Below are 23269 nucleotides of genomic sequence, written 5' to 3'. Positions count from 1 at the left end.
TGAATGACTGACGGAAAACTCAGAGTTATAATTGAAAATGTTCAGCCACAGGTTGATGCAGGGTTATACCCCGCCAAGCGTACCATCGGCGAACGCGTAGATGTTATTGCAGATATCTTCGGTGATGGTCATGATCACATTCGCGCAGAGCTGCTCTATAAATTTGGTAAGAAAGCGGAATGGAAGGTTCTTGAAATGCAATCTGCCGTCAATGATATCTGGTCGGCATCTTTCTTAACCACTGAGAAAGGTTCTTATTACTTCACCATTCGTGCTTGGATCGATCACTTCGATACATGGTATGATGGATTCAAAAAGAAAGCTGCAGCAAAAGTAGATGTAACCGTCGAGCTCATGGAAGGTGCTGAATACCTCCATGCTGTTGCAAAGGGAGATGCAAAGATCATTGCCGTTGCAAAGAAACTGGAAGACAAAGCAAATCAATCACAGGCCATTGCCACTGTTTTAAGCGAAGACTTTGCAAAAATCGTTCATGAAAGACCCTTGCGCCAGCATGAAACTCTTTACAGCAAAGAGCTTGAGGTTCATGTTGAGCACACCAAAGCATTGTACAGCACGTGGTATGAATTATTTCCACGCTCAAGTTCATTGCAGGCGGGCAAGCATGGAACATTTCAGGACACTATCAAGTTGCTTCCGCGTATCGCGGCCATGAACTTTGATGTCTTATATCTGCCGCCCATTCATCCTATTGGAAAAGTTAATCGCAAGGGAAAGAACAATAACGTTAAATCATCTGCGGGAGAGCCTGGTTCTCCATGGGCAATCGGAAGTGATGAAGGTGGTCACAAAGCAGTTCACAAAGAACTTGGTACGCTGGAAGACTATAAGAAACTTATCGCAGAAGCAAAGAAGCACAAGATCGACATTGCGTTGGATGTTGCGTTTCAGTGTGCTCCTGATCATCCTTATGTAAAAGAGCATCCTGAATGGTTTAAGCAGAGACCCGATGGTACCATTCAATATGCTGAGAACCCTCCGAAAAAGTATCAGGATATCTATCCCTTTAATTTTGAAACAGAGCAATGGAGTGAACTCTGGAATGAATTGAAATCTGTGATCGTATTCTGGATCGAAGCAGGAGTGAAGATATTCCGTGTTGATAATCCTCATACCAAACCAATTCCTTTCTGGGAATGGGTGATTGCTGAGATCAACAAAGAACATTCAGATATTATCTTCCTTGCCGAAGCCTTCACCCGACCGAAGATCATGTCGTCATTGGCAAAGGTAGGATTCACCCAGTCGTATACTTATTTCACCTGGCGCGTCAACAAGCAGGAGATCACGGAATACATGACGGAACTTGTAAACGGTCCGTCAAGAAATTATTTCCGCCCTAACTTCTGGCCGAATACTCCCGACATTCTTCCATTCCATTTACAGCACCAGGGTGAGAACATTTTCATTATACGGATCGCTCTTGCCGCTACGCTCTCATCAAGCTATGGATTGTATGGACCGCCTTATGAGTTTTATGAAAATACCCCCATCGACGGTCGTGAAGAATATTTTAATTCTGAAAAATTTGAGATCAAATCGTACGATTGGCGAAAGACCAACCGCATGACGGATATCATTACTTTATTAAACAAAGCAAGAAGAGAAAATCCTGCATTACAGTCTACCTGGAACATGACCTTCTGCAGCATAGAGAATCCGAATCTCATTGCATTCCTGAAAACAACCGATGATCTGTCGAACATAGTGTTAATGGTAGTGAACCTGGATCCGCATGGAAAGCAATCCGGATATCTTCAGTTGCCCAAGGATAAGCTGAAGATGGGGCCGAAGCTGAATATCAAACTTCAGGACATTATTACAGATGAACAATACACCTGGACGCAGGACTGGAACTACGTTGAGCTGGAGCCTAATAAAATGCCGTTCCATCTATTTAAATTGGATGTACGTGAATCTCAAATGTGATCATACCTATGGCTGCGCAATCTAAAAATGATCCTCTCTGGTTTAAAGACGCTGTCTTTTACGAGCTGAGTGTCCGCTCGTTCTTTGACAGCAACGGAGATGGCATTGGAGATTTTCAGGGTTTACTGCAAAAGCTTGATTACATCGAAGACCTTGGTGTCAACACGCTTTGGTTATTGCCATTTTACCCGTCGCCATTAAAAGATGATGGTTTTGATGTTACAGAACATTGTGATATTCATTCTGATTGTGGAACCCTTGCCGACTTCAAGCTTTTTCTGAAAGAAGCACATCGCAGAGGACTGCGCGTCATTACTGAGTTGGTGCTTAACCATACTTCCGATCAGCATCCATGGTTTCAGAAATCACGCAAAGCAAGAGCAGGCTCCCGTTATAAGGATTATTACGTGTGGAGTGATACTCCCGAAAAATACGAAGAGGCCCGTGTCATGTTTGCAAGTCAGGAAGCATCGAACTGGACATGGGATCATGAAGCAAAATCATATTACTGGCATCGGTTCAATCATTACCAGCCTGAATTGAATTATGATAATTCGGAAGTTCAGCTTGAAATGATCAAGACTGCCGACTTCTGGCTAAAGCTGGGGGTAGATGGATTCCGTCTTCCATCTGTTTCTTTTCTTTTTGAAGAGGAAGGAACCAGCAGTGAAAATCTTCCACAGACGCATGACTTTCTGAAAAGACTCCGTGCTCATATTGATAAAGAATATAAAGACAGAATTCTGATTGCTGAAGCAAACCTCTGGCCTGAAGATGCAGCTTCCTACTTTGGAGATGGACAGGAATGTCACATGAATTTTAATTACCCGCTGATGCCGCGATTGTTCCTGGCATTGCGGACAGAAGATAGCTATCCGATCATTGATATCATGGAGCAGACTCCGGCGACACCACCGAATTGTCAGTGGGCGTTGTTCCTGAGAAACCATGATGAGATCGGATTGGAGATGGTCACCGAAGAAGAAAAAGATTATCTGTTCAAGGCGTATGCAAATGATCCGGATACCAAGCACAACATAGGTATTCGCAGAAGACTTGCCCCGTTATTGAACAACGACCGACGGAAGATTGAACTATTGTACACGATCCTGTTCTCCCTTCCCGGAACACCGGTATTATATTATGGAGATGAGATAGGAATGGGGGATAACGTTTATCTCGGCGATCGCTTTGGTATCCGTACTCCCATGCAGTGGAATATGAATCTCAATGCAGGATTCTCCACCGCCAATCCTCAGAAGCTTTATCTGCCGATCATTTCCGATCCGGCCTATCGTTATGAGTCTGTAAACGTTTCCACACAGGAAGAGAACTTCTCATCGCTCAACTGGTGGGTGAAGAATGTTATTGCCATGCGCAAACGTCTCCATGTATTCGGAAGTGGTGACCTGAAGTTTATTGAAAGTTCCAATGCAAAGGTATTGTGCTTTGTGCGCAGCCTGGACAAACAACGGATCATTGTCGTAGCCAATCTTTCACAATTTTCACAAGCGACTACCCTTAACCTTGCTGAGTTCAAGGACTGTGATATCACAGAAGCATTTAGTCAGAACAGATTTATGGGCGTCGGAGATGGAGACTATTCTATCACCATCGGCCCGTACGGATATTTCTGGTTCCAGGTGGATGACCAGGAGAAGAAAGAATTGCCGGGTACCCATGCAGAGCTTCAATTGTTTAAAACGGATTCATCATGGGAGAAAGTGTTTAATCACTATGATGAGATCCGCACGTTTGAAAGAAAGATCTTACAGCCCTTCATGAAGAAGTGCCGGTGGTTTGGCGGTAAAGCCAAGATCATCAGCAAGATGAGTATTCATAAAGTAGTTCCTTTAAAGGTAGAAGGAACAACGCATTACATGACGATCATAGAAGTTCACTATGTTCAGCGACTGCCTGAGTTCTATTTTCTTCCTATGGTATTTGTTCCATCAGAAGTGCTGCTGGAGCGAATTGAGTACACAGCTCAGAGTGTAGTGTGTCGCGCGGAGATACAAAACAAAACAGGATTTATACTGGACAGCAGTTACGATCGGGTATTCCGGGATTTCCTTTTCTCCAGCATGGCAAAGGAACAGCGTGTAAAAGACGGAGAGGGCGTACTCGAGTTCAATGCCAGCGTATTCTCAAAGATCAAACTGGATACAGTTGAGTCAAAGGTTCTTAAAGTGGACTCCAGCAATACTGCCATCCTTTATAATGATCAGTATTTCTTTAAGTTCTATCGGAAGATTGAAAAGGAGATCAATCCTGATCTTGAGATAGCAAGATTCCTTTCTGAAAACACAAACTTCAGGAACAGTCCTAAGTATTCAGGAAGTGTTGAATACCGCGACGATGAGGGAAAGACCATCGTCTTTGGATTGCTGCAAGAGAAAGTTGACAACCAGGGAGATGCCTGGAACATGACAATCGACTCTGTCGGTCGTTTCTATGAGCGCGTCATGGCGAAAGCTAAAAAGGAAAAGCTTCCAAAGCTTATCAACAAACCTGCTATTACATTTGAAGAAGCTCCGGAATTGCTTCAGGAATTTATCGGCCGTGGATTCTATGAACGCGTGGTTCGTCTCGGTCAGCGTACTGCTGAGATGCACCTCGCTCTCGCATCCGACACATCGAATCCTGCCTTTGCACCTGAGTATTTTACCAGCAACTACCAGCGATCACTCTATTCATCTTTGAGAAAGTTATTGAAAGACCGATTCAAGATGCTGCGGCAATCAATGAGCAAGCTGAACGCAGAAACACAGGAACTTGCACAGCGCGTTTTAGGAATGGAGGATACTATTCTTGAATGCTTCAGCGAGATCTATCAGATTCGAATCAACGGAATCAAGACCCGTATTCATGGGGACTATCACCTCGGTCAGGTATTGTTTACCGGGAAGGACTTTATCATTATCGATTTTGAAGGTGAGCCCGGATTCAGCTTCAGCGAAAGAAGATTGAAGAAGAGTCCATATAAAGATGTTGCAGGGATGATGCGGTCATTCCACTACGCAGCGTTTGGAAAGATATTATTGAATGAAAACTACCGTGAACAGGATCTTGAATTCCTCGAATCGTGGGCAGAACAATGGCAGCATTATGTCGGACGATTCTATCTCGGTGCATACATGGAGAAGATGGGATTGGGAACAGAGCTTCCTTATGAAGACGATGTGCTCATCCGGACTTATCTCATCGAGAAGGCAGTATATGAACTTGGCTATGAATTGAATGGCCGACCTGACTGGACGGTAATTCCATTGAGAGGAATTGAATACCAGGTGAATCGTTATTTACAGGATAAAGAGAAAAAGAAAACCAGCAATCGCAAGTAGCGGACCACATTAACCAACAGAACCATGGGTAAAAAAGCTACCGGAAAACGGACTTCCACCAGCGGAGAAAGTTTTAGCCTCCTGACAGATTTTGATATTCATTTATTCAAATCCGGAAAGCATTTCAAGCTTTATGAAAAGCTTGGAGCACACGCGGCTGAGTTCAAAGGAAAAACAGGGACATACTTTGCTGTCTGGGCACCTAATGCTAAAGCCGTTTCTGCTATTGGAAATTTCAATCAATGGAATGATGGTGCCAGTAAGCTGAATCCTCGTTGGGATGAATCCGGAATATGGGAAGGATTCTTTGCTGACGTTCATAAAGGTGAGGCTTACAAGTTTGCCATTCATTCCAACTCAGGAGAATATCTGGAGAAGGCAGATCCGTTTGCAACATTTGCTGAAGTAGCACCCAAGACTGCTTCCATTGTATGGGAGGCAGAGCACGATTGGAAAGACAAGCATTGGCTTGATGAACGCAAGAAACAAACTGGTAAAGCGAAACCATACTCTGTATATGAAGTTCACATGGGAAGCTGGCGACGTAAGCCCGAAGACGGCAACCGTTCTCTTTCCTACCGTGAGCTTGCAGTAGAGATGGTTGACTATGTTAAAGAGATGGGCTTCACGCACGTGGAATTTTTACCCGTGATGGAGCATCCGTTTTTTGGATCATGGGGTTATCAGCTGACCGGCTATTTCGCACCTACCAGCCGATTTGGTACACCGGAAGATTTTATGTTCCTCGTCGATGCATTCCACGCCGCAGAAATAGGTGTGATCCTCGATTGGGTTCCTTCTCATTTTCCCGGAGATGCACACGGCCTCTTTAAGTTTGATGGAACTCATCTCTTTGAACATGCCGATCCGCGTAAAGGATTTCATCCCGACTGGAGCAGCTACATTTATAATTACGGTCGCCCGGAAGTAAGATCTTTTTTAATAAGCAATGCAATGTTCTGGCTGGAGAGATTTCACATCGACGGACTTCGTGTTGATGCCGTGGCTTCCATGCTTTATCTCGACTATTCGCGCAAAGCAGGAGAGTGGATACCCAATGAATATGGCGGGAATGAAAATATTGAAGCCATCGTATTCTTAAAGGAGTTCAATGAAACCGTATATGGACAATATCCTGATACAGTTTCTATCGCAGAAGAATCTACCGCATGGCCGGGTGTTTCAAAGCCTACCTATTTGGGTGGACTTGGCTTCGGACAGAAGTGGATGATGGGATGGATGCACGATACGCTCCGTTATTTCAAGAACGATCCGATCCATCGCAAGTATCATCAGAACGACATCACCTTCAGTGTCATGTATGCCTTTACGGAAAACTTTATGCTTCCGCTTTCGCATGATGAAGTGGTGCATGGAAAAGGATCATTGATCGGCAGAATGCCCGGTGACGAGTGGAACAAGTTTGCCAACCTTCGCCTGTTGTACTCCTACATGTATGCACACCCTGGAACGAAATTACTTTTCATGGGAGCAGAGTTCGGTCAGACCGCCGAGTGGAATCACGACCGCAGTCTCGACTGGCATTTAACAGAGAATGGCTATCATAAAGGCGTCATGAAAGTGATCCAGGACCTGAATCATTTATATAAGTCAGAACCTGCCATGTATCGCTATGCGTTTGAACATACCGGCTTCGAGTGGGTTGACTATGGTGATCGTGAGAACAGCGTGATCATCTTCATGCGTAAAGGCGAGCATCCGGAGGATACGCTGGTGATGATCTGTAACTTTACACCTGCACCACGTAATTCTTACAGAGTAGGAGTGCCAACACGCGGATCCTGGAAAGAGATATTCAATTCCGACGACATGAAGTATGGTGGAAGCGGATTGCTCAATCAGTCTCTCATGAATACTTCTCCTGTCAAATTTCATGGCAAGGATTATTCTGTAACGATGACCCTGCCTCCGTTGGGACTTTCTGTATTGAAATTACACGAAGAGGTAAAAGAGTTTGAAATTGGAAGTTAATAGATTCATATAATAAAGTGTCAGAGAATAAATTCATTTGCATCCACGGTCACTTCTATCAGCCGCCCCGTGAAAACGCCTGGCTTGAGATCATAGAGATACAGGATAGTGCACATCCTTACCACGACTGGAACGAACGCATCAGCGCTGAGTGTTACGCACCCAATACAGCATCGCGCATTCTGGATAAGGTAGGCGGTGTTATTAAAAACATCAGCAACAATTACTCGCGCATCAGTTTCAATTTCGGTCCGACACTTTTATCATGGATGGAAGTGTACGACAAGCATACCTATAAGGCTGTGCTGGATGCCGATAAGGAAAGTATAGAGAAGTTTGACGGTCATGGTTCTGCGATGGCGCAGGTCTTCAATCACATGATCCTTCCGTTGGCAAACCGCCGTGATAAAGAGACGCAGGTGATCTGGGGCATCCGCGACTTTGAAAGAAGATTCAAAAGAAAGCCGGAAGGGATGTGGCTGGCGGAGACAGCAGTAGATACCGAGTCACTGGAAATTCTTGCAGAGCAGGGGATCATCTTTACAGTGTTGGCTCCCCGTCAGGCAAAAGCCATTCGGAAAAAAGGAGACGAATCATGGCAGGATGTCAACGACCAGACCGTCGACACCAAAAAAGCATATCGATGCAATCTTCCTTCCGGGAAAAGTATTGTGCTGTTCTTTTACGATGGAAATATTTCCCAGGGTGTTGCCTTCAATGGATTGCTGTATGATGGAAAGGGTTTCGCTGACAGACTGGTAAGTTCATTTGATAATGGAAGCACTTCACCGCAGCTTGTTCACATTGCAACAGACGGGGAAACCTATGGTCATCATCACAAGCATGGTGACATGGCGCTTGCTTCCTGCCTGGACTCCATTGATAAGCTGGAAGATGTAAGTCTTATTAACTATGCATCCTTCATTGCAAAGTTTCCACCGGATTATGAGGCGCAGATCATTGAGAATAGTTCATGGAGCTGTGTGCATGGTATCGAGCGATGGCGCAGCAACTGCGGATGTAATTCCGGTAAGCCAGGCTATACTCAGACATGGAGACAGCCGTTGAGAGAAACACTTGACTGGCTCCGGGATGCTCTTGCGCAGATATTCGAGACAGAAGGGAAAAAGATATTCCGTGATTCATGGGAAGCACGCAATGAATACATCAAGATCATATTAAAGAGGACAGAGGATAAGGTCGCAAGGTTTATGAAAGACCAGGCGTTACCTGAAGCAGATGTCAACAAGGCGTTACGCTTGATGGAGATGCAGCGTCATGCCATGCTGATGTACACCAGCTGTGGATGGTTCTTTGATGAGATATCAGGAATTGAAACCGTTCAAGTTATTCAATATGCTTGTCGTGCGATTCAGCTTTCAAAGCAGTTGACAGATCAGGATCTCGAAGGTGAATTCCTTGCTCGTCTTGAGAAAGCTCCCAGCAATGTTTTTCTTTATGAGAACGGCGCCAATGTTTATCGCAAGCTTGTGCTGCCTTCGAAGACAAACTTATCCAGGGTGGGAATGCACTATGCGGTGTCTTCCATCTTTGAAGAAGAGCCGGAGAACCTTCCGCTGTTCAACTACCAGGCGACCAATGAGATTTTCGTAAAAAAGGAAGCCGGTGAGCAAAAGCTGGTACTGGGAATCACAAGAGTGAAGTCGCTGGTAACCCGATCGGAAAAACGATTTGCATTTGCGGTAATCTATCTTGGCAAGCATGATATCATTGGAAACCTTTCGCTGGATATTGAACTGGATAAATTTGCCAGCATGCAATTCCGCATGGTCGATGCTTTTGAAGATGGAAGGTTGGGAGATGTGATCAGCATTATGCAGACTTACTTTGGTCCTGAGAAGTATTCGATCTGGTCATTGTTTAAAGAGGAGAAACGAAAGATCCTGGATACCATCGCCAAGGAAGGGATGGAAGATCTGGAGAGTTCGTTACGCAGAACCTACAACCGCGATTATCCACTGGTGAATGCATTATCCAACAATGACATTCCGATTCCAAATGCATACAAGACCACGTTCGAGTATATTCTGAATGCAGATCTGCTGAAGTGTTTTCAGCCGGAGCGAATCAATGTAAAGAACCTGGAGAGAATTGTAGGGGAGATTGCACGATGGAGCCTGAGCATTGAAGATCCGGGTAATGTTGAACGCCTGGCAGGGGAGAGTATCTTTAAAGAGCTTCAGCGCGTGAGCAATGAACGTGAAAACTTAAAACGCATTCAGCGGTTGAACAGGTTGTTCCCGATATTAAAGAAGTTCAAGCTTGAACCAAATCTCTACCTGAGCCAGAACCTTTATTTTAAAATGTCGCTCGAGCATAAAGAGCCGGTCCATGCTGAGCTTAATGCAGAATGGGTGGAGCAGTTTTCTTTGCTGGGTGATAATCTGGGGGTGAAGGTTGAAGTGAGTGAATGATAAGTATGACTTAATGTGGCGTAGCCGTACGTAGTGCTACAGGGCTTCGGATGTACAAATTAAAAGGATCCATCCGGCAGACAATACATATACCATCAGGATACAAAGTTGATCATCGAAGCTGATTCATTCAGAGCTATTCAACCCACGGTTTTAACCGTGGGGCATGGCGTTCTTATTTTCCCTCAACCATTTTAATGGTTTATAATTTGCGCGATGAAAACCATTGAAATGGTTTACAGATGTTGACATTATTTAATAACCCACGGTTAAAACCGTGGACTGGCTTTGCCCGATCGCTATTGGCTAATCTTCTAAATCAAACGCTCTCGATTATGCTTCCGCAGCTTTAGCTGCATCCGTGTTAATCCAATATCAGAAGTAAAAGCTTTTATTTTCTATTTGTGCATCCGCCACGCCATATAGTCCTAGTACTATATGATGCTCCTGTATTATTTATTTTCTGACTAAAAAATTCCCCACTCCACCTCCCTCTCATTTTATCTTCTCTTAAAATCTCCCTACATTATCTCTTTAATCCATTAGCCTTCTCATGAATCTTGGTCAGGATGTCCAGAAAAGTTTTTCCCAGATCGTAAAAAAGCTGGCAAAGGATGCACCCGACCAGAAATTTGACAACAGCCTGGAAGTCAACAAAAAGATACTCAGCCTCTTCCAGGTTGGAGATTACTACTATTATATTTTTAACCTTAAGACCGCACAGTTTGATTTTATCAGCCCCGAAGTTGAAAAAGTCCTGGGCTATAAGCCGGAAGACCTCAACACTTCGATCTTCATCAGCTCCATCCACCCCGACGATGCTCCCTGGTTTGTCAATTTTGAAAATAAAGTCGGGGAGTTTTTCGCCGCCCTCCGTCCCGATCAGATCCTGAAATATAAAGTGCGATATGATTACAGGATCAGGAAAGCCAACGGCGACTATATCCGGATCCTCCAGCAGGTCGTCACCGTTCAATACGACGAGAACAACGGCGGTATATTAAGAACCCTCGGAATCCATACCGACATCACGCATCTTAAGAAGGATGGCGAACCTTTGCTTTCGCTCATCGGTCTTGAGGACGAACCTTCTTACATCAATGTAGATGTCAAAAAGATATTTTCCCCGGCGCGACCTCTCATCACCGATCGTGAAAAGGAAATTCTCAGACATCTGATAGAAGGTATGCGCAGCAAGGAAATAGCTGAACGTCTTTCCATCAGCTATGAGACTGTCAATGAACATCGAAAGAACATGCTTCGCAAGACAAACGCTACCAGCACCCCCGAGCTCGTTGCCATGGCCGTCAAGAAAGGGTGGGTGTAATGCATTCACTTTTTAATCATACCCCTTTACTGGTTTTTCCTGATCGATCATCTATGTGATTGATCGCTGAGATATTCCTGCGATTTCATATACCCAGTAATGGGTATTGCATGCCGGGTACTTCGTACTCATATTTAAGAACCCCATTTTCAGAACCTTAACCTATTCACCTTGATGATTCAAACTTTTACCTCCAGGAGTTTCTCAGTTCTGTTTTGTCTTCTCATTAGCTTATCGCTCGTCTCCGCACAGAATGTTTCACTGACAGTTCAAACCGGTCACGCCGCTGCCATCAATCGGCTTATCTATTCTCCCAACGGTGCTTTACTTGCCAGCGCCGGAAGTGATAACCGGATTGTTATCTGGGATATCTCCGCTGGTAAACAGCTCCTTACATTCTCCGGTCACACGCTGAAGGTCAACGACATCTCATTTCATCCCAACAACAACATGCTCGCCAGTGTTTCGGACGACGGAAGACTGATCCTGTGGGATCTTGCAAAAGGAATTTCTACAGAAGAGTACGATCTCAAAGGGCCTCTTAAGTCTGTCTGTTTCTCTCCCGATGGATCTTCTCTTGCCGTTGCCGGAAAAGAGATTTCTATCATGAATGTATCTTCAAAAGCAATCAGTAAGCTTCCGTTCTATTGTAACAAGGACTATTACTCTACCGTGACCTTCAGTCATGATGGCAAGTTCATCGCTTTTGCAGGCCGTAAAATATCAAAGGTCAGGATCGTGGATATAGCAACGGGCGCGGTCGTAAAGAATCTTAACTTAAAAACCAATCAACTCGCCTTTTCAAAGGATGACACCTACCTTGTGGGTGCAGGTGTATTGGGTAAGTTGAAAAGATGGAACATCAGGGATGATAAACCTTTCTCAACCTATACTTTACCCGCTCCTCAGATCTGGCAATCCTATCTCTCGACAGCCATCTCGGATGAGTACTTTGCCAGCGGCAACAAGAATGACCTGATCTCTGTCTATGGTCTTACATCAGGAGTAAAGATCCATGTGCTGAACGGACACAACAGCGATGTGAATGCCGTTGCCTTCAGTCCCGACAACAAGACGATGGTGAGTTCTGGAATGGATAAGAACATTGTTTTCTGGGATCTGACCTCCGGTGAAATAGTAAAGGTCCTTCGCGGAACTGCTGAGAAGATCAATGTCATGGAATTCATGGAGAACGGGAAGAGCATTGTTCTCGGATATGATGATGGCTCATTCCGTTACTGGCAGATGGATCCCGGTGGTGAGATGATCTTTAATTCCATCAAACCGAAACAGGGTCAGCAATTCAAAGGCTATGGATTTATGATCTCCGACGTTTATAAAATTGAAAACAAGAAAGTCACCCTCGAATGTTACTACACCAAGAGACTGAAGCGGAGAGATAACTACGCAAAAATAGAACGGTACTGGCTGATATGGGATCTCGAAACCAATACCTACAAGAAGCGACTGCGGAATGTAAAGAGACCAAAAATGCTTTACGATTCTCTTTTGAAATCGGAAAATCTCGTCTCAAAGGATTCTACCCGCACGGGAATGATCGCGTCTGCTATCAATGGAAGAAAGATAAAGTTAGTAGATCCTAAAAATCCATCCACAGCAAGAGAATTTACAACCGATCACTCAGACAGGATCACCAGTGTAAAATTCAACCCACAGGCAGGCTACCTCGCAACGGCAAGTCTCGATGGTCTTATAAAGCTATGGGATGTTTCAACAGGAAAGATGCTGACCAACGTAATGGCAAGCAATGAGAATGATTACATGTTTATCACCACAGACAACTATTACTTCTCAACAAAAGGAGCCCTGGCGAATGTTGGTTTCAAAGTAGGATCAGAGATCTATTCTTTCGAACAGTTTGATTTGAAATTTAACAGACCTGACCTGGTCCTTGAAAAACTGAACTATGCCGACACAGCATTGGCCTTCGCGTATTATAAAGCGTATGAAAAACGGATCCAGAAGTCGGGAGCAGCGATGCAGCAGGAGAACTTTTTCAATGACATTCCGGAGATCAAGTCCACCACCAACGACAAGATCATGACGTCACGCAGCAAAGAGTATCACTTTACCGTGGAAGGGAAATCTGCCAAAACTCCTCTGGATAAATTGTTTGTCCTCATCAATGGTGTTCCTCTCTATGGCAAAGGTATTACGGTCGACAAGCAGACATTCTCCAAAGACGTATCGATCGAGCTAAGCTATGGCGTTAATAAGATCCAGTATTATGTCACGAATGAGAAGGGCATCTCTTCTTTGCAAAAGACATTTCAGATCAGCTACAAGCAGGGAAGGGTCAAGCCTGATCTGTACCTCGTCACCATTGGTGCCTCTACCTACAAGCAGAATGAATTTGATCTCAAGTATGCCGCCAAAGATGCGCAGGACATAGAAGCACTATTCAAAAACTCGTCACGCTTCAATGAAGTGAAACAGGTTTCCTTGCTTAATGAGAACGTCACTAGTGACAACATCATCAAGCTTAAAGACTTTTTGTTAGGCGCCAGGGTGGATGATGTAGTGCTGATCTCTTATTCCGGTCACGGGTTGCTTGACAAGAATATGGAATATTACCTGTCAACACATACGGTAGATTTCAATGATCCTTCCAAAGGTGGTCTTCCATTTACTGAAATGGAGAACCTTCTTGAAAGCATCCGAAGCCGCAACAAATTCCTGATCGTTGATGCCTGCCACTCCGGTGAAATTGATAAGGATGAAGTAGAGCTAACAAGCGCCAGTGCATCTGAAGTAGGAGAGATCAGCTTCCGTAGCGTTGGAGCAGGAGTGAAGAATAAATCAGGGGCAGGATTGAAAACCAGCTTCGAGCTATCGAAAGTATTGTTTGCGGACAGTAAAAATACTCACGGTGCTGTGGTGGTCTCTTCTGCCGGTGGCGGTGAATACGCCATTGAAGGAAAGGAATGGAAGAACGGAATCTTTACCTACTGCTTTATCAATGGATTGAAAAATAAAAAGGCAGACTTGAATAAAGACGGCTCTGTCTCTATTGCCGAATTACAACGATACCTCAGTCGCGAAGTACCTCGACTGACAAAAGGAAAACAGACTCCAACCTCACGCGACGAAAACCTGAATAACAACTTCATTATATGGTAAGATATTTACTGATCATTATTCTAACGACATTAAGTTCAGTCCTATCAGCGCAGACCCTCAGCGTTGGCTTTCGCATGAACGTAGCAGTGGGCTGGTCGGTAAGCTCACAGCAGCTCGACTATCATTACTTTAATGGGGCTGGCACTACCGGACTTCTGAGTGTTAAAAGTGTAACAATGGACATGAAAGACCGTCCTCAGTTTGCCTACACTCCTGAGCTGTTTATAAAGTATCAGTTCAAGAACCGTTATTTTCTGCAGGGTGGTATTGGCATTATGTACTACTCACTTTCCTACACATACGACGCGGAGCCATCGGTGGCGAGTCATTTGCTCAATGCGGATGGTCAGGGTGGTAGCCAGGGCTATGGCACGAATACCTATCTCAATCCCTATGCATCGGTGGGTTATCTGCTGATGCCGCGATCCCTCATTAGTCCTTATGTGAGCGTTGGACTTTCAGGAAGAACGACGTCACGGTTTGAGAGTGATGCAAAACCAGGTGAAATACTAACCTATATTGATTACTCAGAGAAGGCGATTCTCAATGCAAGATTAGCAGCGGGTCTCAGGTATTATTCGCTTCACCTGGAAGCGGTGTATCAAACCAATCTCAGTTCTCTCGGACCTGTTACCAAAAGAGTCAGCACTTTTCAAATAGGCCTGGGTATTAATTTCTTCTCTTTGAATACTGTAAAAAAGAAAACGCTATGAGTAGAAAATATTTATTTCTATGTCTCATGACAGTCTTGTTCAACTCCTGTTCAGACACGACTGCCAACTTAGATCATCCAGGTTCAAATTATGTAACACCGGCAGGGAAGGAAATGGAAAGTGGTTATGTAAGCCTCTCGTTTCCAAAGGGAGCTGTTACGACTCCGACCCAGGTATTAATGAAGGTGCAGCAGTATGGAGAAAAAGCATTTGTCAATGCCATCATGACGGATGATGATTTTCTCTATCTTCCATACAACCAACTTGAGTTATGGCCGCAGGACATAACGTTTCAGCAGCCTGTAACAGTAACCCTTAGTCAGACACAGACCACTGTTTTCTCCCCGATTGCCGGGAAGGATACTAAATCCGGTAGTGGCTGGTCAAAGGCCGGAGCGTCAACTTCCAGGGCAGTGGTGTTCAGCACTACCAACTTTGGGAAATATGTAATGTCGGATCCCCCTTCGAAAGACAGAGTTGCATTTGTAGGACCTATTTACAAGACCGACCCGTACCGTTTTTCTGTTTACGATTTTGATAATTCTTTCATGCGGAATACCAAAGCAGTGTATGATGGTTCGATCAATCGTTATGTAGCAACTCTCAATTTGTTTTCTTCCGGCTATGTTGTCTATCTTTATTTCGTTCAGCCTCCGGTGGCAAATAAAACTTATGATGTGCCGAACGCCTATGCCAATGGATATGGCCTGACTGATAATTCGTATGTGGAAGTGGCGTTCAGTTCGGCCTGTCCAACACTAAATACCTGTCAGTACTATTACCGTTGCCAGTCAGGAAAGGTAAAGTACATCATTGAAAACGGTCAGCACAAGGTGATGTTCAGGTATGTAGCCATGACCGACCCGACAACAAAGGAAACGATGGAGCTGGATGGCTATGCTCTTTTAAGATTTTGATCAGACTTGTTTGAAAAGATTTCGATTCATTGCGGTTGTCACTGTTCATGCACTGTTCCTCGTTGTCTTTTCTTTCTTTTTGCTGGGCATTTCCTATTCGTATGAAAACGAATCGAGCATCATTTCAGGTGTATCCGTTTTAAAGAATGTGATCTTTGGCCTGGAAGAGAAGCCTTCCCGGAAAGATTTCCTGCTGATCAACGTCTCCTACGAAAAAGCATTGAACCCAAAGCTCGATGAGTTTGGCTTCAGCATTGGCAATGAAGCCATCACCAACCGGGAAAGCCTGGCCAAGCTGTTTGAAAAGACTTCGGCCTTTAATAATCACACGTATATTGTCTGTGATGTATTCCTGGAGCAGTCTTCTCCAGCCGACAGTCTTCTGTTGCAGAACGTACAGCGAACCAGCAACATTGTATTTCCCTTTCACGCAGTTGAGGGTGTGATGACCATGCCCGTGATAAAAGTACCGACTGCCTTTTCAGATTATGATTCCGACTTCGGGAATTTCTTAAAGTATAAGTTCATTCAGTATGACACATGCAGCACCATTGCTCTGAAAATGTATAAGGACATTCACCATGCTTCCTATACTTCCGGATTGCTGTTCGACAGGAAGAATGACCATCGTGCACTGAAGTCTTTTATCATTGAATTCCCCATCCGTCAGTATGATATTTTCCGCGATGATACTTTGGGATATCATTCATTCCATCTGGGTAACCTGCTTGAACTTCCTGATCCGCTCCTACGGGATATCCTGAAAGACAAGATCATTGTGGTCGGTGATTTCCTGGAAGAAGATCTGCATCAGACGATCTATGGTACCACGGCAGGGCCATTGATCCATTTAAATGCATATCTCAACCTTCGCGACAATAAGAACAATCTCAGCGGTTGGTTCTTTCTGTACCTCTTCTCATGCTACCTGCTGTTCTCTTATGTGCTGATCAGAAATGTAAGCCTTGTTCACCTGCGTGTGATTCAGTGGATACAGAAAAGCAAAGCAGGATCCTTTATTTTCGATTACCTGAAGTATGCATTCTTTTTGCTGATCATGTCCATCGTGTCATATCTCGTCTTCGGAATTCATTTAAATATATTGATCATGAGTCTTTACTTCAGTCTCGCGGAATATGTGATCGAGTACATAGATTCGAAAAGAAAATTAAAACTATCCCATCCATGACAAAGGCCACCCTGGTAATTTTGCTGTTGATCTGCTCTCATATTGTTTGTGCTCAGGAATACTATGTCCTGCAGGTGAGGGGCAAAGTGACGTTTCAGAAGACGGGCATGCTGTTGAAGATGAACGACGTGGTAAAGCAAAGCGACAAGCTGGTGTTCAGCACTGAATCCGATGCGGTGGCGGTGGTGAATGCAAAGTCAGGGCGCTTTATTATTAAGCCCAAGGTATCGGAAGGTTCTTCAGAGCTCATGGCGATTGTGAAAGACATCCTTCTTCCTGGTACGAGCAGACTCAGTACACGGAGTGGGAACTTCAATAATGCGCATGACATACAGGTTTACTTTAAGGATTCGGTGGTGCTGCTGTCGGAGTTGAAGTATAAAGTCAGTGCGGCGGCATTCCCGATGGGAGCGAACGCATTCTTTTTCATCCGCTATCGTTTCAACAATGAAGACATCAATAAAAAGCTTGTGAATGTCTCAGATAGTCTCATCATCAAAAGAGCCGAGCTGTTTGCGGTGGATGGAAAGCCGATTGCACTTTCGGCCGCTTCCGACCTGCGACTGTTTTACAGCAAGGACAAGGCTATTACGCAAGTAACGAACCTTTCCATTTCGACACCAGATCTTACCAGATTAAAAGCAGAGATCGATATCCTTGTAAAGAACATGCCACCTAACACATCCGCTTCAAAACTAAAAGAAGAAGTGGCAGAATATCTGGAAGACTGCTATGGAAAGGTAAGTGTAGTTGATTTTGAGAAGTGGTATAAGAGTAAACAATAAGGGCAGCGCAGGCCTCATGGCGCGACGACTCCGCCGCGTGCCGTCGGTAACCAATTAAGCCCCGCTAGGGGCGACCTGTTTGTAGAAATTTGTTGTTAAATATTTGTGTAAGCTCCTTAGGAGCGGCCTGTTTTTAATTGTCTTTTGTGCGATACTGTATTTGATCAGATGTGGACTGCATCCCTTGACTGAAACATAATCTTCAAACCTGAACCCCGAACGTCCTCCGTCAGCCGTGGCGGGTAGCACCCACGAAGCATGCGCAATGGAATGTCCTCATAAGAAGTTTTGCATCGCTCATACCCAGATGACTGGTCAGACAGGCGCATTGCTTTGTGGGGTAAGCAAAGAAAGTAAGAAGATTTAGTATGGGGGACTCTAAAAATCCTTTTTGAATACTAAGTAACTGAGTAATATTTATACTCACTGAAAGATTTTTAAAAGCTCCACAGCCGCATGGCTGCATCATCACACCGGCGCTGGGTCTTTAGCCACGCGCATATCCTTCCGCACCACCCGGCAAAATACCAAGGCGCCTTATGTGATGATTGGAAAGTTTTCCTTTGGGGAAAGATTAGTTTCAAGTGTGATTTACTTTTTCCCACGGAGACAATTCAATCCAATACGTTCTCTTCAACCATTAGACTAACTGAAACATAATCTTCAAATCTGAATATCGAATGTTCTCCGTTAGCCGTAGCGGGTGGGCGTCCACGAACGGCGCGGCGTAAAGCAGTCTACGATCGATCAGAAAAGAACTAAGTGATATTTCGCTGCGCAGCGTTCGTGGGGCCTTTTCTTTTGCTTACTTTTCTTTGGGCAAGCAAAGAAAAGTAAGAAGAGTTAATGAAGGGAACTCCTAACTTCATGGAGGTTTGTTGTTGGTCGGGGTCTGCGACCCGTCCCATTAATTATGATTTTCTGCTATCTTAAGTTAATAACTTGAGAGTACTTTGCTTTCACTTGTTTTAAGAACAGGCCGCTCCTCTGGAGTTAGGAACCATCTCGTAGAAATCTGACTACAAACAGGACGCCTTTAACAGGGCTTCGGAATCTATTTGACTATTAACGAATAAGTAACTATTTGACAAGGTGGTGTTATCATTATTATAACGAGTTTACAAATTTGGATAAGCCCCATTAGGGGCGACCTGTTTGTAGAAATTTGTTGTAAAGTATTTGTGTAAGCTCCTTAGGAGCGGCCTGTTTTTAATTTGCCAACGGGGTTTCAACAGCACGAGGCAAAGCCGTCGCACCAACTTTTCTTAACTGCTTGCAGTTTCCCTTTTTGAGATCTTTACAATTTGTTTGTTCGCAATCATCACACTTAACAGACAACCAACAAATACAGCGCCACCCAATACTAAATTAGTGGGAGGGGTTCTTCGAATACAGGATGAAAGGCAGATAGAATACCAGGCAGAGCGCAGTATCTATTAAAAACAGGTAGATCAGATATTTTGCTTTCATATTGTAAAGTTAATGGTTTTCGTTCCGAAGTCCCCCTAAACAGAATCTAAATAATCCTTTAGTTTCTCTATAGAATCCTTTAGATACCTAAGGTACTAGCCTTCAATACCTTCAGCCAATAACAATCAATTATTAGCCTCTTAAACTCTCTCTTATTCCTGGGGTTTAAAAACGAGTATCTCTTCTTTTAACAATATTGAATCACTGTTTACGAGGCGATGTTTCGCTGATAACAACTAAGATAACCTCCTGATCTTACCCGCTTATGAACCGAATACTTTACTTACTAGGCGCTTGTGGTTTTTTATTTCTCCACCATGTTGCAGCTCAATCTACCGTACAGGTAATGCCTCTAACCGGAACAGCTACTACACAATTACCAATTGCTACTATAAAGTCTGGCAACATCGCTGCTCCTGTATCACTGATATATGGAAGCGGTTTTAAAGTCAATGATGGAGAAGGTACTGCCGGAGTAGGCTGGATGTTAAATGCAGGAGGAGCGGTGAGGAGAGAGTTGAGAGGTCTTCCCGATGACTATGTTGGTTCTGTTTCGGAAGATGGATATAATACCAAGAATGGATGGCTGCATTCCGACCTAGCGGAACACCCATACGAATTCACTCCTTCGGCAGATGAGTCATTTGGAGACTGTACAGATGAGGCAGCTGACTGGGCGGTCCTCAATGGCTTTGGATATACGGATGATACGGAAGCAGATATCTTTTCTTTCAATGCTCCTGGCCTGAGCGGACAGTTCATTTTTAACAAGGAAAAATTAGTCCGCACCATTCCTTATCAGGATCTTAGGATTGATGTTACTCGTGGGACTGACGGTCTCATCTCTCAGGTTGTGATTACGAATAACCTGGGAATACAATACACGTTCTCGGCCGGCGACAAGGTTACAGCGCAAACCTATACATGGGATATTGCACCCGGGTCATCCGTTTTGAACATAACTACACCGTTTCTTCAATACCTTACACCTACTACGTTTTATCAGTCATGGTATCTCACACAAATGACATCGCCTTCCGGTGGTTCGATTTCTTTCGGCTATGGGAATGATTTCCTCCAGCACAATCCTTCTTTCACACGGGTTAGTACGTTGGGATCTTCAGTGGTGGACTCCACCTATGTTACTGTAAATAAGACAACAGGAAAATCTCTTCTGACGATCACCGGATCAAATTTGACGGCGACGTTTTCATGGAGTGGATCCGTACTCAATTCCGTCAGTGTAAGTGATGCGAGCTATTCGCAGGTAGAACGAATAAATCTCAAGTACGCATACGTTCGTAGCTCCGCCTCTCAATCCACAGTGACAAGAAATTTTCTGGTGGGTGTGTATAAAGACGTTAATTGTAAAGTCTACCCTGGCTACAAATTTGAGTACCATGGAGTGAACACCGTTAATGGTACTTCGGATATTCCTTTTAATACCGATCTGAAGCAGGATCTTCTTGGTTACTATAACGCCTCAGGAACTTCCCATGTGCCGGATATCTATTATACAACTGAACCAGCAGGAGACGGAGAGATCTACCGTATCGCACCCGCTACAGATTACTCGCTTATGCTATCAGCCGCATCCCGTGGAGTGGATACTTCTAAAGTTTATTATGGCAATCTGAAGAAAATGATATTCCCGGAAGGTGGCTATAATCTGATTACATATGAATCGTCGGATTATTATGATTCGTTGACCAATAGCACTATACTGGGAGGGGGACCACGCGTCAGAAAAGTAAAGACGACTGCAGGAGATGGATCACAACCTTTTACCATCCGGTACAGGTACCGTCTTGAAGATGGCACGTCGAGTGGTCAGTGGACCTATCGTCCGATGTTCGTTATAAGGACCTTAGGGTACCCTGCCTGGTCACCCGATAATCTTGCGCCTGAAGAGCGCCTTTTATATTCCCGTGTTGAAACGTTAACGGATGGCAAAGGAAAAATTGTGCAGGAATTCCGGATGCCCGGAATGTATCCGAAATTACACTCAGGAGATTTTCAAGCCAGTTATGCAAGGATTGCACGAGTGTATCCTTGCGTGAGTCTTGGCTCCGGAAATAAAAATGGATATTACCACTATCCCTATGTTCCAAACACCAATTACGATTTTGAAAGGGGGCTTCCGAAAAGGGTTTCGTTTTATACCGCAGGTGGAAAGCTGGTGCAAAGAAAACTCTATCAGTATCAGCGTACTACTCTTACGGCCGAAAGTGTGGTCAGTCTGCGTTTCGATTATGGATTTATTTATACCAAATACAACGTCCTTTGCAATGTTGACAAAGTAGTTCTTTCGGAAACGACGAAGATCTATGATCAGATTTCCAGTGATACAACAAAAGCCATTCAGACCGTCAATGCCTATACGCTGAGTGCAGCTCAAATGATCAACAAAGTTGATGTCACAAATAGTGACGGCATTGTTTCAACACAGCTCATTAAATATGCAAAGGATTATGCCTCCGGCGGATCGGATACACAGTCGACATTGATCTACGGTCTCGTAACCAATAACCAGCATGGAACGCCGGTCGAAATAGTATCCAAGCAGGACGACGTTGTTACCGGAGGTCTGTTGACAATATTCTCAAATTCATTCGGTGGCGGACGAATACTTCCCGCACAGCAGCAGGCTCTTGGATCCACTGCTTCTTTTTCACAGTCCACTGTTTCAGGATCGGCCTTTGTTGCTTCTTCCGGATACTATCCTGTAAGATATTTCGATGAATATAGCAGCGCCGGATTGCCGGTTGTTCAGCGCGACCGCAGCCGTAACATTTCGTCAGCCGTCATCGGTCACAACGGAACCATTCCCGTTCTTGAGATAAGCAACGCGCTTCCATCTCAGCTGGTCTTTATTGATTTTGAACCTGGAATTTCAGGCGGACCTTCCTATACAGGAACACTCTCTACTGACGCATGGTCTGGTAAAAAAAGTCTTTCCATGACTTCCTCCAACAGCATCACTAAAAGCAGCATTGCCAGAGGAACGGGAGTGTACTACAGGTTTTCAGCCTGGGTAAAAGGCGCTTCGAATGCTACCGTCAGCGTATCAATTAACAGTGGAACAGCGAATACGGTCAGCTATACTTCATCCGGGTGGAAATACATCGAGAAACGCATTGATATGTCTGCGATATCTTCAGCTTTTTCATTCTCTCTCACATCGTCGGCAACCATCCTGATCGATAACGTTCTGTTCTATCCTGAAACTGCAGATGTAAAGGTTCATGCGCTTGAGCCAATGAACGGAGAAACAGCGACCATGGATAGCCGGGGAATGACATCCTTCCAGGAGTACGACGATATGGGTCGTCCTTCAATAATCCGCAATCAGGATAAAGACATTGTTGCCATTAAAAAATATCATTATAAAAATCCGGGCCTCCTGATTGCAAATAGCAATTTCACATTCAGTCCTGCCCGAAATTCTATCTGGCGCGGAACCTCCGTCACCTTTTCAATAGAAGAATCCTGTCTGACGGGAGTTACTTATGCCTGGTATGTTGATGGGGCGGTGCAGGGATCAACATCCTCAACTCTGGTAACTTCATTCACTGAGAACAAGGATTACCAGGTAAAGCTTTCGGCCACTACATCTGCAGGAACAAGTATTACTGAAGTAACAATTCACCCCTTATACCGCATTACATCAACTTTTGAAATCTTAAACGGAGGTATCGTTAGTTCCAACTGTGGGGCATTAAGTTCTGATCCGCGAGAAATTAATGCAGCAATAACCGGATGCTATGATCCGGATAGGACTACCCTGCATTGGTATTACATGGTGGGTGCAACTAAATATGAGCTTGTGACTATTAATGCTAATAATCCACTAGTTATTGACTTGGCTGCTATACTGTCAGGTGGTGTAAGCTCGGCAGAAATTAAGTGTGACATTATTGCAAGGTGTTACAACCATGCCACGGGCAATTATGATGTGGCGGAGATGGTGACAGTATCGGAAACATTTTACTGCGAGTGAAAGTCG

At 44.3% G+C, this 23269-nt stretch carries 11 protein-coding genes; all 11 read left to right on the top strand.

Annotated elements, in window-relative coordinates; genetic code table 11:
- Positions 1-3 precede the first annotated feature (3 nt).
- The 11 genes from HOP08_16105 (at position 4) to HOP08_16055 (ending at position 23263) form a co-directional block, all read left to right on the top strand.
- Positions 4-1950: an alpha-1,4-glucan--maltose-1-phosphate maltosyltransferase gene (locus tag HOP08_16105; protein ID NOT76451.1), complete on the top strand. Its 1947-nt coding sequence runs from the start codon at positions 4-6 to the stop codon at positions 1948-1950.
- An 8-nt stretch (positions 1951-1958) separates the two neighbouring features.
- Positions 1959-5294, top strand: coding sequence for a maltose alpha-D-glucosyltransferase (treS, locus tag HOP08_16100; GenBank protein NOT76450.1), 3336 nt, complete (start codon positions 1959-1961; stop codon positions 5292-5294).
- Positions 5295-5318: 24 nt separating this feature from the next.
- On the top strand, positions 5319-7286 hold the full coding sequence (gene glgB, locus HOP08_16095) for a 1,4-alpha-glucan branching protein GlgB (protein ID NOT76449.1): 1968 nt from the start codon (positions 5319-5321) through the stop codon (positions 7284-7286).
- A 17-nt stretch (positions 7287-7303) separates the two neighbouring features.
- Complete coding sequence (locus tag HOP08_16090) at positions 7304-9721, top strand: DUF3536 domain-containing protein (protein ID NOT76448.1); 2418 nt, start codon at positions 7304-7306, stop codon at positions 9719-9721.
- A gap of 553 nt (positions 9722-10274) precedes the next feature.
- Entirely contained in the window at positions 10275-11048 is a 774-nt protein-coding gene (locus HOP08_16085) for a PAS domain-containing protein (protein NOT76447.1), read from the top strand.
- A gap of 174 nt (positions 11049-11222) precedes the next feature.
- On the top strand, positions 11223-14189 hold the full coding sequence (locus HOP08_16080; GenBank protein NOT76446.1) for a hypothetical protein: 2967 nt from the start codon (positions 11223-11225) through the stop codon (positions 14187-14189).
- Entirely contained in the window at positions 14183-14902 is a 720-nt protein-coding gene (locus tag HOP08_16075; protein ID NOT76445.1) for a hypothetical protein, read from the top strand. Before HOP08_16080 ends, HOP08_16075 begins: the two co-directional genes overlap by 7 nt.
- Positions 14899-15819 carry a hypothetical protein gene (locus HOP08_16070; GenBank protein NOT76444.1) on the top strand — a complete coding sequence of 307 codons (921 nt, stop codon included), beginning with the start codon at positions 14899-14901 and terminating at the stop codon, positions 15817-15819. Before HOP08_16075 ends, HOP08_16070 begins: the two co-directional genes overlap by 4 nt.
- 10 nt (positions 15820-15829) lie before the next feature.
- Entirely contained in the window at positions 15830-17008 is a 1179-nt protein-coding gene (locus HOP08_16065; protein ID NOT76443.1) for a CHASE2 domain-containing protein, read from the top strand.
- Entirely contained in the window at positions 17005-17793 is a 789-nt protein-coding gene (locus HOP08_16060) for a hypothetical protein (GenBank protein ID NOT76442.1), read from the top strand. Before HOP08_16065 ends, HOP08_16060 begins: the two co-directional genes overlap by 4 nt.
- Positions 17794-19528: 1735 nt before the next feature.
- Positions 19529-23263 carry a hypothetical protein gene (locus tag HOP08_16055; protein ID NOT76441.1) on the top strand — a complete coding sequence of 1245 codons (3735 nt, stop codon included), beginning with the start codon at positions 19529-19531 and terminating at the stop codon, positions 23261-23263.
- Positions 23264-23269: the final 6 nt, after the last annotated feature.

The organism is Cyclobacteriaceae bacterium (genome assembly GCA_013141055.1).
Taxonomy (GTDB): domain Bacteria; phylum Bacteroidota; class Bacteroidia; order Cytophagales; family Cyclobacteriaceae; genus ELB16-189.
Note: the sequence above shows the minus strand (reverse complement) of the source record. Positions and strands in the feature narration are given on the sequence as shown.